11 protein-coding genes are annotated in these 15036 nt (G+C 65.7%); 5 read left to right on the forward strand and 6 right to left on the reverse strand.

All coding sequences use genetic code 11. The features are described 5' to 3' along the window. Positions 1–214: 214 nt before the first annotated feature. From lapD to AC0J42_RS07465, 3 genes are all read right to left on the reverse strand, one after another. Positions 215–2158 (reverse strand): cyclic di-GMP receptor LapD, encoded by a 1944-nt coding sequence (gene lapD / locus AC0J42_RS07455; RefSeq protein ID WP_473005664.1) that lies wholly within the window; start codon positions 2156–2158, stop codon positions 215–217. Between the two features lie 9 nt (positions 2159–2167). Then, positions 2168–2875 (reverse strand): cysteine protease LapG, encoded by a 708-nt coding sequence (gene lapG, locus AC0J42_RS07460; RefSeq protein ID WP_416422983.1) that lies wholly within the window; start codon positions 2873–2875, stop codon positions 2168–2170. 215 nt (positions 2876–3090) lie between these two features. Further along, positions 3091–3678, reverse strand: a complete 588-nt coding sequence (locus tag AC0J42_RS07465) for a UPF0149 family protein (protein WP_416422984.1) — start codon at positions 3676–3678, stop codon at positions 3091–3093. Positions 3679–3932: 254 nt separating this feature from the next. On the opposite strand from AC0J42_RS07465, the gene recQ reads away from it, so the two are divergent. From recQ to AC0J42_RS07485, 4 genes are all read left to right on the forward strand, one after another. Continuing rightward, positions 3933–6071: a DNA helicase RecQ gene (recQ, locus tag AC0J42_RS07470; RefSeq protein WP_473005665.1), complete on the forward strand. Its 2139-nt coding sequence runs from the start codon at positions 3933–3935 to the stop codon at positions 6069–6071. Between the two features lie 121 nt (positions 6072–6192). Beyond that, entirely contained in the window at positions 6193–6630 is a 438-nt protein-coding gene (locus AC0J42_RS07475; protein ID WP_416422986.1) for a MarR family transcriptional regulator, read from the forward strand. Positions 6631–6716: 86 nt separating this feature from the next. After that, entirely contained in the window at positions 6717–8837 is a 2121-nt protein-coding gene (locus tag AC0J42_RS07480) for a FimV/HubP family polar landmark protein (protein ID WP_473005667.1), read from the forward strand. Between the two features lie 7 nt (positions 8838–8844). Then, positions 8845–9126: an Rdx family protein gene (locus AC0J42_RS07485; protein ID WP_416422988.1), complete on the forward strand. Its 282-nt coding sequence runs from the start codon at positions 8845–8847 to the stop codon at positions 9124–9126. 103 nt (positions 9127–9229) lie between these two features. On the opposite strand, the gene AC0J42_RS07490 is transcribed toward AC0J42_RS07485, so the two are convergent. The 3 genes from AC0J42_RS07490 to AC0J42_RS07500 are packed head-to-tail and all read right to left on the reverse strand — an operon-like array spanning position 9230 to position 13983. Then, the gene (locus AC0J42_RS07490; protein ID WP_473005669.1) at positions 9230–10411 is read right to left on the reverse strand and encodes an osmoprotectant NAGGN system M42 family peptidase; all 1182 of its coding nucleotides are present in this window, start codon (positions 10409–10411) and stop codon (positions 9230–9232) included. Positions 10412–10461: 50 nt separating this feature from the next. Further along, positions 10462–12207, reverse strand: coding sequence for an N-acetylglutaminylglutamine synthetase (gene ngg, locus AC0J42_RS07495; RefSeq protein ID WP_416422990.1), 1746 nt, complete (start codon positions 12205–12207; stop codon positions 10462–10464). A gap of 3 nt (positions 12208–12210) precedes the next feature. After that, the gene (locus AC0J42_RS07500; protein WP_473005671.1) at positions 12211–13983 is read right to left on the reverse strand and encodes an N-acetylglutaminylglutamine amidotransferase; all 1773 of its coding nucleotides are present in this window, start codon (positions 13981–13983) and stop codon (positions 12211–12213) included. Between the two features lie 329 nt (positions 13984–14312). Here AC0J42_RS07500 and AC0J42_RS07505 point away from each other — a divergent pair, with 329 nt between their 5' ends. Beyond that, entirely contained in the window at positions 14313–15035 is a 723-nt protein-coding gene (locus AC0J42_RS07505) for an autoinducer binding domain-containing protein (protein ID WP_473005672.1), read from the forward strand. Position 15036: the final 1 nt, after the last annotated feature.

The raw sequence follows: 15036 nt of genomic DNA on the forward strand, positions 1-15036 counted from the left end.
AATCCCGCCACGATGGCGGGATTTTTTTGCAAGCTGCAAGCCCACCCCCGGCCCGCATAACCCCAGGCACACCGCGGCGATTTCTGACGCAGCCTGCGGCAGCTGCTACGCAAGGTTCCGTAGCAGCGGCCACCGCGCAACTCCAGGCACACCGCGGCGATTTCTGACGCAGCCTGCGGCGGCTGCTACGCAAGGTGCGCGTCAGGCCCCGGCTTCAGATCTGCGGTGCAGGCGCGCCGATCAGGCGGCCCATGGCGCCGTGCAGCCCCAGCTCCTTCAGCACCTCCAGCTCGCCAGCGGTCTCCACCATCTCGGCGATCAGCGGCATGTCGATGCTGTTGGTGGCGCGATAGATGGCTTCGATGAACAGGCGCTTGTCGCTCTGCTGGTCGATGGCGCGGATGTAGCTGCCGTCGATCTTCAGGTACGCCAGGCCCAGGTGGGTGAAGTTGCCGATCTGGCTGAAGCGCCCGCCGAAATGCTGCAGGCCAAAGCGGTAGCCGGTGTCGCGAATGGCCTGGCTCAGGCTCTGCAACTGATCAGGCGGCGGCAGGTGGTGTTCGTCCGCCTCCAGGGTCAGCAGGTGCGCCTGGCCGGGGCTGGCCTTGAGCAGGTCGAGGATCGGCGTCAGGTGTTCCTCGCTGCGCAGGGTGCTGCCCGACAGGCTCAACGCCAGCGGGTGAGGGTGTTCCTGCAAGTATTCCAAGGTATGTTCCAGCATCGCCAGGTCAAAACGCGCCGACCAGCCCAGGCGCTCGATCCACGGCAGGAAATGCGCCGCGGCCACGGCCTCGCCCGCCGGGTCGAGCAGGCGCGCCAGTACCTTGTGGTGCAGGGTCTGCCCCGGCTCTGCACAGGGCACCACCGGCTGGAAGTACAGCTTGAGCTTGCGCAGGGTCAGCGCTTCGTCGATCCAGGTGCGCCACTGCGCCGGGTTCTGGATAGGCGCGCCATTGAAGTGCGCCAGCACGGCCCAAGGCTGGCGTGGGTGGTTCTGCGCCTCGGTGACGGCCTGGTCCAGGTGCATGTACACCGTGTTCAGCGCCTCGCCGGGCTTGTACGCGGCGACGCCGATGTGCGCTACCGGCGAGCGGTCGCTGGCACCGGTGAGGTAGAAGTTCTCCAGCTGGCGGCTGAGGTCTTCGGCCAGGCGTTGGGCGTCCTCGCCGTTGATGGCCGGGGCCAGTAGGCTGAATTCGCCGCCACGGTTTCGCGCGGCGGTCCAGCGGCTACGCCGTGGGTCTTGCAACTGGGCGGTGAGCACCTCGCCGATCTCGGCGATCAGGGCGTCGGTATGCTGGCCCCCGAGGCGCTGGTTGAGGCCGGCCAGGTCGTTCACCCGCAACATCAGCACGAAGCCCTCGCTGTTCTGCTCGGTGACCATCAGCTGGTTGGTCAATTGGGTGTCGAACAGGCGGCGGTTGGCCAGGCCCGTGAGGCTGTCCTGGTAGGACTCTTCGCGCAGTTTTTCGCTGCGCGCCGCTTCCTCGGCGAACAGCGCCTTGAGCTTCTCGACCATCTGGTTCATGGCCAGCACCACCCGTCGCAGTTCCGGCGTGCGCGGGATGCGCGGCAAGGTCAGGAACTCGCGGTGGCTGATGGCGTTGGCCTGTTGCACCATGTTGTCCAGCGGGCGCAGTTGCTTGCGCAGCAGCCAGCCGCCGAAAATCGCGCTCAACAGGCCGCACAGGGCCAGCCACGCCAGGCTGCCGATGGCGGTTTCCCACAGCTTGGCCAGGGCGAACTGCGGGTTGCTCAGCACTTCCACCCGCGCCGCCTGTTCCCAGCCGCGCATCACCAGCGCGTCACCGCCCTGGGGCTTGAGGTTGACCAGGCGCACGAACCAGTCGGGCACCTCGCCCGTGCCCGGCGGCGCGGCGCGTTCCACCAGGGTGCTGTTGTCCGCCAGGTTGACCACGCGAATGTTGGAGAAATAGCCGCTGTCGAAGATCGACGAGACCATCAGCTCGATCATGGTCGGGTCGTCCACGTGGGGCGCCAGCGACAGCCCCAGCGCCGTGGCCGCGTCCTGGCCATGGGAGCGCAGTTGGCTGACCAGCTGTTCACGGGAGTTCTCCAGCCCGACGAAAAAGCTGCCGCTGAAGGCCACCACCAGGAACAGGCAGATCGCCAGGAACAGTTGCTTGAGTAATGACATCGGGCACTCCTATCCGTCGCCAATGGCGAAGCCTTCGGCTTTCATTTTTTGCAACACATCCTGCCACCGCGACAGCTTCTTGCTGTCGCTGGTGCGGGCACTGGCCGAGGCGCCGGGCAAATACACGCCCTCGGCATTGAAGGCATACACCGGCAGCAGGTCCTTGCGCTGGGAGGCGGGCCTGATGTCGGGCTTGAGGTTGTCGAGCACCAGCGGGTCGGCGCGGTCGGTGGCGTAGTAGGCCAGCACCATGTGCGCCTGGTTCAGTTCCAGCGCCTTGACGTAGGTGATGCGCAGCTTGTCAGCGGGCACGCCCAGGCGGCGCAGGCTGAAATACTTGGCAATGGCATAGTCTTCGCAGTCGCCAGCGCCTTTCCACAAGGCTTCCAACGGGGTGGCCCAGTAGTCTTCCACGTGCCACACGGTCATGTCGTCCTTGAACGCCATCTGGCGGTTGAAGAAGCTGTTGACCAGGGCCAGCTTTTCCAGCTCGGGTTTGTCGCCGCTGGTCTGCAGCAGCCGCGCCCAGGCCTCCAGGCGCTCGCGGGCGGAGCCCAGCCCGCCGTACTGCTGGTCGGCCTTGCTGATGATCTGGTTGAAGTCCCACTCGGGCCAGTTGTCGCCGGCCACGCTCAGCGACAGGCACAGCACCATCCAGCCGAACACATGCCACAGCCGGGGCGAGAGCCATCCTTGTCGACGCGGGCGGTGGAGCATGCCAGGAAACTCTGGGGTCAGTCGGTAGAGTCTAGGAGATGGCGAACGGACAGCACAGGGGGGAGGGGATATATATTTCCGTACACCACATACGGTGTATGGAACATCGCTGCGTAGCCGCTGCCGTCAGGCTGCGCTGGCCCGGATGTGCACTGGAGATCTCCAGTGGCGTATGGGGCCAGCGCAGCCTTCGGCAGCGGCTACAGCAGGTGCAATCAGTGGTGGCGCGGCTTGAGAATGGCCGGTTTTTCGTCCGGGGCGTTGCACAGCAGGTACAGGGCGGTCAGCGCCTCGGGGATCTGCACGATCATGTCGTCCTGCAGGTTGGCGTCGGCGGCAATGTCGGCGAACTCCGGTTGTTCGTCGAACAGGCCCGAACCCACCATGATCGGCAGGAGCATTTCGCTGACTTCGTCCTCGGCGGTCTCGAACCAGGCCGCTTCGCGCATGAACACGCCTTCCATGAAGCCGATGCACCAGCCGCGCAGCTCGGAGTCGTCGGGCTCTTCGCCCAGGTCCAGGTCGCACGGCAGCTCGAATTCCTCGTCGCTGGCCAGCTGGCGGGCGATGTGCGCCTTGAGGGCCACCAGGGTGCCTTCGATTTCCGCGCGCTGGGCGTCGCTGCTGTAGTGCGGCTCCTCGGCGAACAGGGCGTCGATCCACTCGCGCTCCGGCACTTCCTCGGAACACACGGAAAGGGCGGTCAGATAGCCGTGAGCGGCCACGTAGTCCAGCGCTTCCTCGTGCAGCTCATCGGCGTCGAGGAAGGCTTGCAGGCGGTTCAGTTGCTCAGCGAAGGACATTAAAAGGCTACCTTGAAGAATTTACGATAGTGAATTCTAGGCCTTGTTAGGGGGCATGCGCCACCCAAGCCTGAAAAACATGGCCTTATCAGTGGTGCCCTGCGCAGGCGGGCGCTCGGGTATAATGCGCCGCTTTGGCCGTTTCACGCCCTGAAAGGTTGCCCCGGCAACGGGCGCTTACGCATTTTTGCGTGAAACGCGCGCGATTTTCATCCAGCCTAGGCCCGGATGGTTCTGCGATATTTGGAGTTCTTATGCTCGAACAGGCTCAACGCGTCCTTAAGGACATCTTCGGCTATGACAGTTTCCGGGGTCGCCAGGGTGCCATTATCGAGCGCGTGGCCAGTGGCGGCGATGCCCTGGTACTGATGCCCACCGGTGGCGGCAAGTCCCTGTGCTTCCAGGTGCCGGCCCTGCTGCGCCCGGGCCTTGCGGTGGTGGTGTCGCCGCTCATCGCGCTGATGGACGACCAGGTCGCCACCCTGGAAGAACTGGGCGTGGCCGCTGCATCGCTGAACTCCACCCTCAGCGCCGAACAGCAGCGCGACCTGGCTGCGCGCATTCGTCGCGGCGAGGTGAAGATGCTCTACCTGGCCCCCGAGCGCCTGGTGCAGCCGCGCATGCTCGATTTCCTGCGCAACCTGGACATCGCCCTGTTCGCCATCGACGAAGCGCACTGCGTGTCGCAATGGGGCCACGACTTCCGGCCCGAGTACCTGCAACTTGGGCAACTGGCCGAGCTGTTCCCCAACGTCCCGCGCATTGCCCTTACCGCCACGGCCGACAAGCGCACCCGCGAGGAAATCGTCAACCGCCTGCACCTGCAGGACGCCGAGCGCTTCCTGTCCAGCTTCGACCGGCCGAACATTTTCTACCGCATCGTGCCCAAGGAAAACCCCCGCAAGCAGCTGATGACCTTCCTGGCCGAGCGCCGCAGCGACGCCGGCATCGTCTATTGCCTGTCGCGCAAGAAGGTCGACGAGACCGCCGCGTTTCTCTGCGAGCAGGGCTTCCCGGCGCTGTCGTACCATGCCGGCCTGCCGTCGGACGTGCGCGCTGCCAACCAGAAGCGCTTCCTCAACGAGGAAGGCCTGATCATGGTCGCCACCATCGCCTTCGGCATGGGCATCGACAAGCCCAACGTGCGCTTCGTGGCCCACATGGACCTGCCCAAGTCGCTGGAAGCCTACTACCAGGAAACTGGCCGTGGCGGCCGTGACGGCCTGCCCGCCGACGCCTGGATGGCCTACGGGCTGCAGGACGTGCTGATGCTCAAGCAGATGCTGCAGAACTCCGAAGGCGATGAACGGCATAAACGCGTGGAGCAGCACAAGCTCGACGCCATGCTGGCCCTGTGTGAGGAAACCCGCTGCCGCCGCCAGGCGCTGCTGGCCTACTTCGACGAAGACATGCCCACCGCCTGCGGCCACTGCGACAACTGCATCGACGGCGTGCAGACCTGGGACGCCACCGAGCCGGCGCGCCAGGCCCTGTCGGCGGTGTTCCGTACCGGCCAGCGCTACGGCGTCGGCCACCTGGTGGACGTGCTGCTGGGCAAGGACACCGAAAAGGTCCGCAGCTTCGGCCACGAGAAACTCTCGGTGTTCGGCGTGGGCAAGGCCCGCAGCGAGCACGAATGGCGCTCGCTGTTCCGCCAGTTGGTGGCCCGCGGCCTGGCCGACATCGACCTGGAAGGCTACGGCGGCCTGCGCCTGAGCGACACCTGCCGGCCGCTGCTGCGCGGCGAAGTTACCCTGGAACTGCGCCTGGAGCCCAAGCCGCAGAAGGGCAGCAGCACCCGCAGCGGCTCCGGCAGCCCGGCCAGCCAGCTGGTGCGCGGCGAAGAGCGCGAGCAGTGGGAAGCCCTGCGTACGTTGCGGCGCAAGCTGGCCGAGGAGCACGGCGTGCCGCCGTACGTCATCTTCCCCGACTCCACGCTGCTGGAAATGCTTCGCAGCCAGCCGGGCAGCATGGCCGAGATGGGCCGTGTCAGCGGCGTCGGCGCGCGCAAGCTGGAGCGTTACGGCGAGGCCTTCCTCGGCGTGCTCAACGGTGGCGCGGAAGAGGCACCGCGGGTGGTCGCCGACCTGCGCCATGAGCTGATCAGCCTGGCCCGCGCCGGCATGACCCCGCTGCAGATCGCCGGCCAGCTGCAATGCAGCGAGAAGAACGTCTACAGCCTGCTGGCCGAGGCCATCGGCGCCCAGCAACTGTCCTTGGAGCAAGCCCTGGACCTGCCCGAGGAGGTGATGGCCGAGGTGCAGGATGCGTTCCTGGACGGCGAGGGCGAGCTGCCGTCGGTGACCGACATTGCGCCGCTGTTCTTCGGCCGTGTGCCGGAGGGCGTGCTGTATTGCGTGAGGGCAGCGTTGCAGTCCGAGTTCGAAATGTGAGCGGTTTCAGACTGACATTTGTACATTACGAAATACACATTCGTTCCGGCATGAGTATTGCCTCTTGGTCAAGGCCATGATTAGCTCACTATCAATTAGTTTTGTCCTTTAAGAGTTGCTTATGCCGTTGACTGACCAACACCGTTTCGGAATGCAGCTGGCCCAGATGTCCCGGGGCTGGCGTGCGGAACTGGATCGCCGCCTGGCCGGCCTGGGCTTGTCCCAGGCGCGCTGGCTGGTGCTGCTGCACCTGGCCCGGTTCGAGGAAACCCCCACACAGCGCGAACTGGCGCAGAGCGTGGGGGTGGAGGGTCCGACCCTGGCGCGGTTGCTCGACAGCCTGGAAACCCAGGGACTGGTGCAGCGCCAGGCGGTGCTCGAAGATCGCCGGGCGAAGAAGATCCTGCTGTGCGAGCCGGCCTTGCCGCTGATCGAGCAGATCGAGACCATTGCCAACACCTTGCGCGCCGAGCTGTTCGTGGGCGTGGACGAGGACGAAATGCGCGTCTGCATGCGCGTGCACAAGCAGATTCTGGACAACCTCGAGAAAAAATCCTGAGCCCGCGTACTCCGCGCGCTTTGAGAAAGGCCGGTTCGCAGGCTATAACCAGAATGACAGGAAGCAGGTTCCTCAAAGGGATTCTCATGCTAGAGCGCTCGCGGTCCATGTTCCGGGCCATTTCCACCTCGACCACCGCCCGCCTGCTGGCGGCCGTGCTGGCCGCCGCCGCCGGCCAGGCCCACGCGCTGGGCCTGGGTGACATCACCCTGCATTCCTCGCTGGGCCAGCCGCTGAGCGCCGATATCGCGCTGGTGGATGCCCAAGGGCTGGCGGCCGCCGACCTGTCGGTGGGCCTGGCCACGGCCGACGAGTTCGCCCGTGCTGGCGTCGACCGCGCGTTCTTCCTCAATGACCTGCACTTCACCCCGGTGCTGAGCGGCAGCTACAAATTCATTCACGTCACCACCAGCAAGGCGGTGACCGAGCCTTACCTGGACTTCCTGGTGCAATTGAACCGCCCCAGCGGCCAATTGCTGCGCGAGTTCACCGTGCTCATCGACCCGCCGGGCACCGTGGCCTTGCCGCCGGCGCCCAAGTTCGACGATGCCCCGGTCAGCAGCATCGCCAGTGCCCTGGCCAGCGCCAACGGCCCCACGCCGACCGCCCGGGCTGCAGCCGCGCAGCAGCCCGCCGCAGCGTTGCCACCGGCTACCCAGGAAAAACGCCTGGACGTGCAGAAGGGCGACACCCTGTGGAGCATCGCCAAGCGCCTGCAGGCGGCTGGCACCACAACGCCGCCCAATACCCTGGTGCAGCAACTGCGCGCCCTGAACCCGGGCAGGTTGAAGGCCGGGCAGAGCCTGTTGCTGCCAGACAGCGCGGTGCTGCCCGGTGCCCAGCCGGCGCCCGCCATGGTCGCCGCGCCTGCATCGGCCGCTGCACCGGCGGTGCCTGACACCCCGCCCGCCGCTGCACCGGCGCCGGACGATCAGGCGCTGCACAAGGACATCGACGACCTCAACGCCAAGCTGCAAACCCTGCAGGAGCAGATGAACGGCAAGGACCAGCAGCTGCAGCAACTGCAGCAGCAACTGGCCCAGGCGCAAGCCCAGGCCCACCCCGCGCCCAAGCCCGTGGTGCCGGCGGCGCCGCCTGCGCCGGTGACGCCGGCCCCGGTCATCGACGACAGTGGTGATATCCCCTGGCTGCCGATCCTGGGGGTGGTGTTGATCCTGTTGCTGCTGGGTGGCCTGGTCTACAACCGTCGCCGCCAGCAAGCGGCGGTGATGCCGGTCGCGTACCCGGCCCATGAGCCTGACGTGCTGATAAAACCGGCCCAAGGCGGCCTGGCGCCGGCCCCCGAGCTTATCGAGGACGAGCCGGTGCCCGGTGTTGCGCCCAAGCGCGAGAGCGGCCCGGCTACCGACGCCATGGACGGCGCCAGCATCTACATCGCCTATGGCCGCTTCAACGAGGCCACGGCCATCTTGCGTGAAGGCCTGCAGAAGGAACCGCACCGCACCGACCTGCGCCTGCGCCTGCTGGAGGTGCTGGGCCAGCAGGGCGACGTCGCCGGCTTTGCCGAAGAGGAGCGGGCGCTGTTGGCCCAGGACTTCAAGGCCGAGAAGATCGAGGCCATCCGCGGGCACTACCCCAAGCTGCAACCGGCCACGCCGGTACCCCAGGCAGCTCCCGAGGCGCTGCCGGTGATCCCTGCGGCGCTGGCCACCGTGGCGGCCGTGGCCCCGGCCATTGTCGATTCCCCGCCGCCTGCCGCCGAGCCGCTGGATGACTTCCAGTTGAACCTGGACGACCTGTCCATGGACGCCGACTGGGACCTGGTCAGCCCCTTCGATCCGGCCCCGGCGCGCAAGGGCACCGACACCCCGGCCGAGCCTGAAGCGGCGGTGGACCCGGAGTTCGCCAGCAACCTCAAGGAGTTCCCGGACGTGTTCGAGATGCCCGACGAGCAGTTCCTCAGCGACTTCGCCGAGGAAGAGCCGGTGACGGCGGACGATGGCCTGGACGACGCTTTCCTCGACAGCTTCGTCGCCGGTGCCGACTTGCCCGAACTGGATGCCCTGACCGTGGACTTCGATGCCCAGGACGAGCCGCCGCAAACGCCGGACAAGCTTGAACAGGCGCAGAACTGCATCGACCAGGGTGACCTGCGCAGCGCCGCCGACCTGTTGCACGAGATCCTTCTGGACGGCGATGAAGACGACCAGCAGGTGGCGCGCCAGCTACTGTCGAAAATTGCCTGAGGCCAGCATGACCAGCACCCGCCCGCACATCGTCATCACCTACTGCACCCAGTGCCAATGGCTGCTGCGCGCCGCCTGGCTGGCCCAAGAGCTGCTCAGCACCTTTGCCGACGACCTGGGCCGGGTCAGCCTGGAGCCCGGCACCGGCGGGGTGTTTCGCATCACCTGCGACGACGTGCAGCTCTGGGAGCGCAAGGCCGACGGCGGCTTCCCCGAGGCCAAGGTGTTGAAGCAGCGCGTGCGCGACCACATCGACCCGGCCCGCGACCTGGGCCACAACGACCGCTGAGGCGAAATCGGAACCAATTTGTGGGAGCTGGCTTGCCAGCGAGTTTTTGACTCCTAAAGGCTCGCTGGCAAGCCAGCTCCCACAATTATGTGTTCCCGGGCCTCTATTTCTGGCCCACCAGGGTATCCACCGCCGGCACCCGGGTGTCGCTCTCCATTTGCGCATCATGCTCCAGTTGGTGGCTGAACCTTTCCAATGAACCATGCGCCGGCTGCGCATCGCTGGCGAACACCGGCGGGCTGAGCATGTACGCGGTGAGGATGCGGCTCAGCGCCTGCAGGCTGTCGATGTGCGTGCGCTCGTAGCCGTGAGTGGCATCGCAGCCGAACGCCAGCAACGCCGTGCGGATGTCATGCCCGGCGGTCACCGCCGAATGCGCGTCGCTGAAGTAGTAGCGGAACAGGTCGCGGCGCACCGGCAGCTCGTGGTCGCGAGCCAGGTTCAGCAGGTGGCGTGACAGGTGGTAGTCGTAGGGGCCACTGGAATCCTGCATGGCCACGCTGACGCTGTGCTCGTTGCTGTGTTGGCCCGGGGCCACCGGGGCGATGTCGATGCCGACGAACTCGCTGACGTCCCAGGGCAGTGCGCCGGCGGCGCCGGAGCCGGTTTCCTCGGTGATGGTGAACAGCGGGTGGCAGTCGATGGCCGGTTGGGCGCCGCTCTCGACGATGGCCTTGAGGCTTGCCAGCAGGGCGGCGACACCGGCCTTGTCGTCCAGGTGGCGGGCGCTGATGTGGCCGCTGTCGGTGAACTCAGGCAGCGGGTCGAAGGCTACGAAATCGCCAATGTTGATGCCCAGGCTCTCGCAGTCGGCGCGGGTGGCGCAGTAGGCGTCCAGGCGCAGCTCCACGTGGTCCCAGCTCACGGGTAGTTGGTCCACGGCGGTGTTGAAGGCGTGCCCGGAGGCCATCAGCGGCAGCACGCTGCCGCGTATCACGCCGGTGTCGGTGAACACGCTGACCCGGCTGCCTTCGGCGAAGCGGCTGGACCAGCAGCCCACCGGCGCCAGCGACAGGCGGCCGTTGTCCTGGAAGGCGCGGACGCTGGCGCCAATGGTGTCCAGGTGCGCCGACACGGCGCGGTCAGGCGAGCTCTGTTGGCCCTTGAGGGTGGCGCGAATGGTACCGCGACGGGTGAGTTCGAAAGGGATGCCCAGCTCTTCCAGGCGTTCGGCCACGTAGCGCACGATGGTGTCGGTGAAACCTGTGGGGCTGGGGATGGCGAGCATTTCCAGCAGGACTTTCTGCAGGTAGTGGGTGTCGGGTTCGGGAATCTTGCTAGTCATGAAAACTCCTGACGAAGGTGTGGAAGCTGGCAAGCCAGCTCCCACAGGGTTCAGGTAAGGACCTGGCAGTGCGGAAACAGCAGGTCGATGAACTTCTGCGCGGTAGGCCGCGGCTCGTGGTTGGCCAGGCCCACGCGTTCGTTGGCTTCGATGAACACGTACTCCGGCTGGTCGGCCGCCGGCACCAGCAGGTCCAGGCCCACCACCGGAATGTTCAGCGCGCGGGCGGCACGCACGGCGGCATCGGCCAGCACCGGGTGGAGGATGTCGGTCACGTCCTCCAGGTGGCCGCCGGTGTGCAGGTTGGCGGCGCGGCGCACAGCCAGCACCTGGCCCTTGGGCAGCACGGTGTCGTAGTCCACCCCGGCGGCGTGCAGGGTGCGCTGGGTCTCGTGGTCCAGCGGGATGCGGCTTTCGCCCTGGGTGGCGGCCTGGCGTCGGCGGCTCTGGGCCTCGATCAGCGCGCCGATGGCGTGCAGGCCATCGCCGGTGATGGACGCCGGGCGGCGAATGGCTGCGGCCACCACTTCAAAGCCGATCACCACGATGCGCAGGTCGGCGCCCGCGTGGAAACTCTCCAGCAACACGCGGCTGTCGAACTGGTGGGCGTGTTCGATGGCTTGCTGCACGTCATCGAGGTTGTCGATGTCCACCGCCACCCCCTGGCCCTGCTCGCCGTCCACCGGCTTGACGACAATGCGCCCGTGCTGCTCGAGGAAGTCCTGGTTGTCGTCGGCGCTGCCGGCCAGCTGCTGCGCCGGCAGCTTCAGGCCGGCGGCACTGAGCACCTTGTGGGTCAGGCTCTTGTCCTGGCACAGGTTCATGCTGATGGCGCTGGTGAGGTCGCACAGCGACTCGCGGCAGCGAATGCGCCGGCCACCATGGTTGAGGGTGAACAGGCCGGCGTCGGCGTCGTCGATCTGCACCTCGATGCCGCGGCGCAGGGCTTCGTCGACGATGATCCGCGCGTAGGGGTTCAGGTCTGCCTGGGGGCCGGGGCCGAGGAACAGGCTCTGGTTGATGCCGTTCTTGCGCTTGATGGCGAAGGTGGGCAGGGTGCGGAAATCGAGCTTGGCGTAGAGGTTCTTGGCCAGGCGGTTGTCGTGCAGCACCGACAGGTCCAGGTAGCTCAGGCCACGGCTCATGAAGTGCTCGATCAGGTGGCGCACCAGCACTTCGCCCACGCCTGGGCGGGTGCAGCGCGGGTCCACTGCAAGGCACCACAGGCTGCTGCCGTGCTCGGGGTCGTGGAAGGCCTTTTCATGGTTCAGGCCCATGACGCTGCCGATCACCTGGCCGCTTTCCTCGTCCTCGGCCAGCCAGTACACCGGCCCGCCCTGGTGGCGCGGGGTCAGGCGCGTGGGGTCGATGGGCAGCATGCGGCGCTTGAGGTACAGCTGGTTGATGGCCTCCCAGTCGGCGTCGCTCTGTGCCCGGCGAATGCGGAAACCGCGAAACACCCGCTGGGCCGGGCGGTAGTCGCTGAACCACAGGCGCAGGGTGTCGGAGGGGTCGAGGAACAGCTGCTGCGGCGCCTGGGCCAGCACCTGCTGGGGGGCGGCCACGTACAGGGCGATGTCACGCTCGCCGTGCTGTTCGTCGGCCAGTTCGGCGGCCAGGCTGGCGGGGTCGGGGAAGGTGTGGCCCATCAGCAGCCGCCCCCAGCCGCAATGCACGGCGTGGGGCTGGCCGCCGTGGGCGCTGCCGTCTTCGGCAAAGCGCGCCTGCAGGCGTTCATAGCTGGGCGACTGGCCGCGCAGCAGGCGCTGGTTGTAGGCCGTGGCGTGGGGTTTCATCGATCAGATTCCTTGTTCGCTGAGCCACAGGTTCAGGGCCGCCAGTTGCCACAGCTTGGAGCCGCGCAGCGGCGTCAGCTGGCCCTGGGGGTTGGTCAGCAACTGGTCGAGCATGGCCGGCTTGAACAGGCCGCGATCCTGGCTGGGGTCCAGCAGCAGCTCGCGCACCCAGTTGAGGGTGTTACCTTCCAGATGCTTGAGGCCCGGCACCGGGAAGTAGCCTTTCTTGCGGTCGATGACTTCGCTGGGAATCACCAGGCGCGCGGCTTCCTTGAGCACCTGCTTGCCGCCGTCGGGCAGTTTGAAGCGCGCTGGCACTCGCGCCGACAGTTCCACCAGGCGGTAGTCCAGGAACGGCGTGCGCGCCTCCAGGCCCCAGGCCATGGTCATGTTGTCCACGCGTTTGACCGGGTCGTCCACCAGCATCACCGTGCTGTCCAGGCGCAGGGCCTTGTCCACGGCGGCGCTGGCGCCGGGCATGGCGAAATGCTCGCGGACATAGTCGCCGGCGGCGTCATTTTTGGTCAGCCAGGCCGGCTGCACGGTGGCGGCGTAGTCGTCGTAGCTGCGGTCGAAGAAGGCGTCGCGGTAGGCGGCATAGGGGTCGCTGGCGCCGTCCACCTGCGGGTACCAGTGGTAGCCGGCGAACAGTTCGTCGGCGCCCTGGCCGCTCTGCACCACCTTGCAGTGCTTGGCCACTTCTCGGGACAGCAGGTAGAAGGCGATGCAGTCGTGGCTGACCATCGGCTCGCTCATGGCGCGGAAGGCCGCTGGCAGCTGTTCGATGATCTCGGCTTCGTCAATGCGCAACTGGTGGTGGCGGGTGCCGTAGTGCTTGGCGATCAGGTCGGAATACTGGAACTCGTCGCCGCGCTCGCCACCGGCGTCCTGGAAGCCGATGGAGAAGGTCGACAAGTCTTCCACGCCTACTTCGCGCAACAGGCCCACCAGCAGGCTGGAATCGACGCCGCCCGATAGCAGCACGCCGACGTCCACGGCGGCGCGCTGGCGGATGGCAACTGCCTCGCGAGTGCTGTCCAGCACGCGGTCGCGCCAGTCTTCCAGGGTCAGGTTGGCCTCGTCGGCGTGGGGGCCGTAGGGCAGGGTCCACCAGGTCTGCTGCTCGGTGTTGCCTTGGGCGTCAATGCGCAACCAGGTCGCCGGTGGCAGTTTCTCGATGCCGGCCAGCAGGGTGCGCGGCGCCGGCACCACGGCGTGGAAGTTGAGGTAGTGGTTCAGCGCCACGGGGTCGAGGATCGGATTGATGTCGCCGCCCTTGAGCAGCGCCGGCAAGGCTGACGCAAAGCGCAAACGGCCAGCCGTGCGCGACAGGTACAGGGGCTTCACGCCCAGGCGGTCGCGGGCGATGAACAGGCGCTGGCTGTCACGTTCCCAGATGGCAAAGGCGAACATGCCGTTGAGCTTGGGCAGCAGTGCTTCACCCCAGGCGTGGTAGCCCTTGAGCAGCACTTCGGTGTCGCCGCCCGAGTAGAAGGCATAGCCCAAGGCTTCCAGTTCGCTGCGCAGTTCGGGGAAGTTGTAGATGGCGCCGTTGAACGCCAGGGACAGGCCCAGCTGCTGATCGATCATGGGCTGCGCCGAGCCATCCGACAGGTCCATGATTTTCAGCCGCCGATGGCCCAGGGCTACTGGCCCCTGGCTGTGGAAGCCCCAGGCGTCCGGGCCGCGAGGGGCCAGGTGGTGGGTGATGCGTTCGATGGCGGCGAGGTCCGCCGGTTGTTGGTCAAAACGAAGTTCACCTGCTAATCCGCACATAAGTCCTTACCGGTTGTTCCGTTGGGGAGGGGCGCCGCTAGGGGCGCGCTTAAGGAACTGACCGGTGAGATTTTCAAGAGTTTTAGATCGATATGTTATAAGGGATTATTGTTGCTCCAATTTTTAGAGTAATTAATCAAAATATTGTGAGATATATTTCGCGACTTTTTGAAAGTTGCCATTTTTCATTTGTACATCTCCTGCTGCCATTTCAACCGGTCTTAAATTTCGATTGGTTATTTGTCACGCCAACAACTGTTGGTCTACTATTTTGTTGATAATAAATCTTGGATCCCATACCGGGGCACTTCGTAAATGGATATTCGATCATGTTGTGGACCTTGCGATCGCTCGAAAGGTTTTGCCCTGATGCCAGCGAAGACAGCCTGTTTGGCTCGTTGCTCGCGGTAACCCGCGAGTTGGGCTATCAGTATTTCAGCCTCAATATCTACGTACATCGCCCCCTGGGACACAACAAAGTTTTCAAGCGCAACAATTATTCGGTGAAATGGAACCAATTTTACAAAGACAACCGCTACGCCGTCAGTGACCCCTTGATCAAAGCAAGCATGCGCTGCCATCTCCCGTTGTTGTGGCAGCCGGAGTTGTTTGTGGACGAGCGTGAGATCGAGCGCCAGTACCATGCCCATGGCCTGTGCCATGGGGTCAGCCAGACGGTGCATGGCATCAACGGCGCTACCACTGTCCTGAGCCTGGCCCGCAGCCAGGACGCCATCAGCAATGCCGAGTTTTATGACAAGGCCGGCGACGTGCTGTGGCTGGCCAATCTCATGCACAACGCGCTGGTGCCGCGCATCGAGGAGGAGGCCCAGCGGCAGTTGGTAGACAGCGGGGTACAGGCCAGCCTGTCGCTCCGGGAGCTGGAAGTACTGAAGTGGACGGCGCAGGGCCTGACCTCGGTAGACGTTGCCAACGTGCTGCAACTGAGCGAGCGCACGGTGAATTTCCATATTGCGCGCTGCATCGAAAAGCTCGGGGTGTGCAACAAGCTCTCGGCCGTGGTGAAAACGGTGCTGTGCGGCCTGATCTGAC

The organism is Pseudomonas sp. Tav-5-1A, from assembly GCF_055755055.1.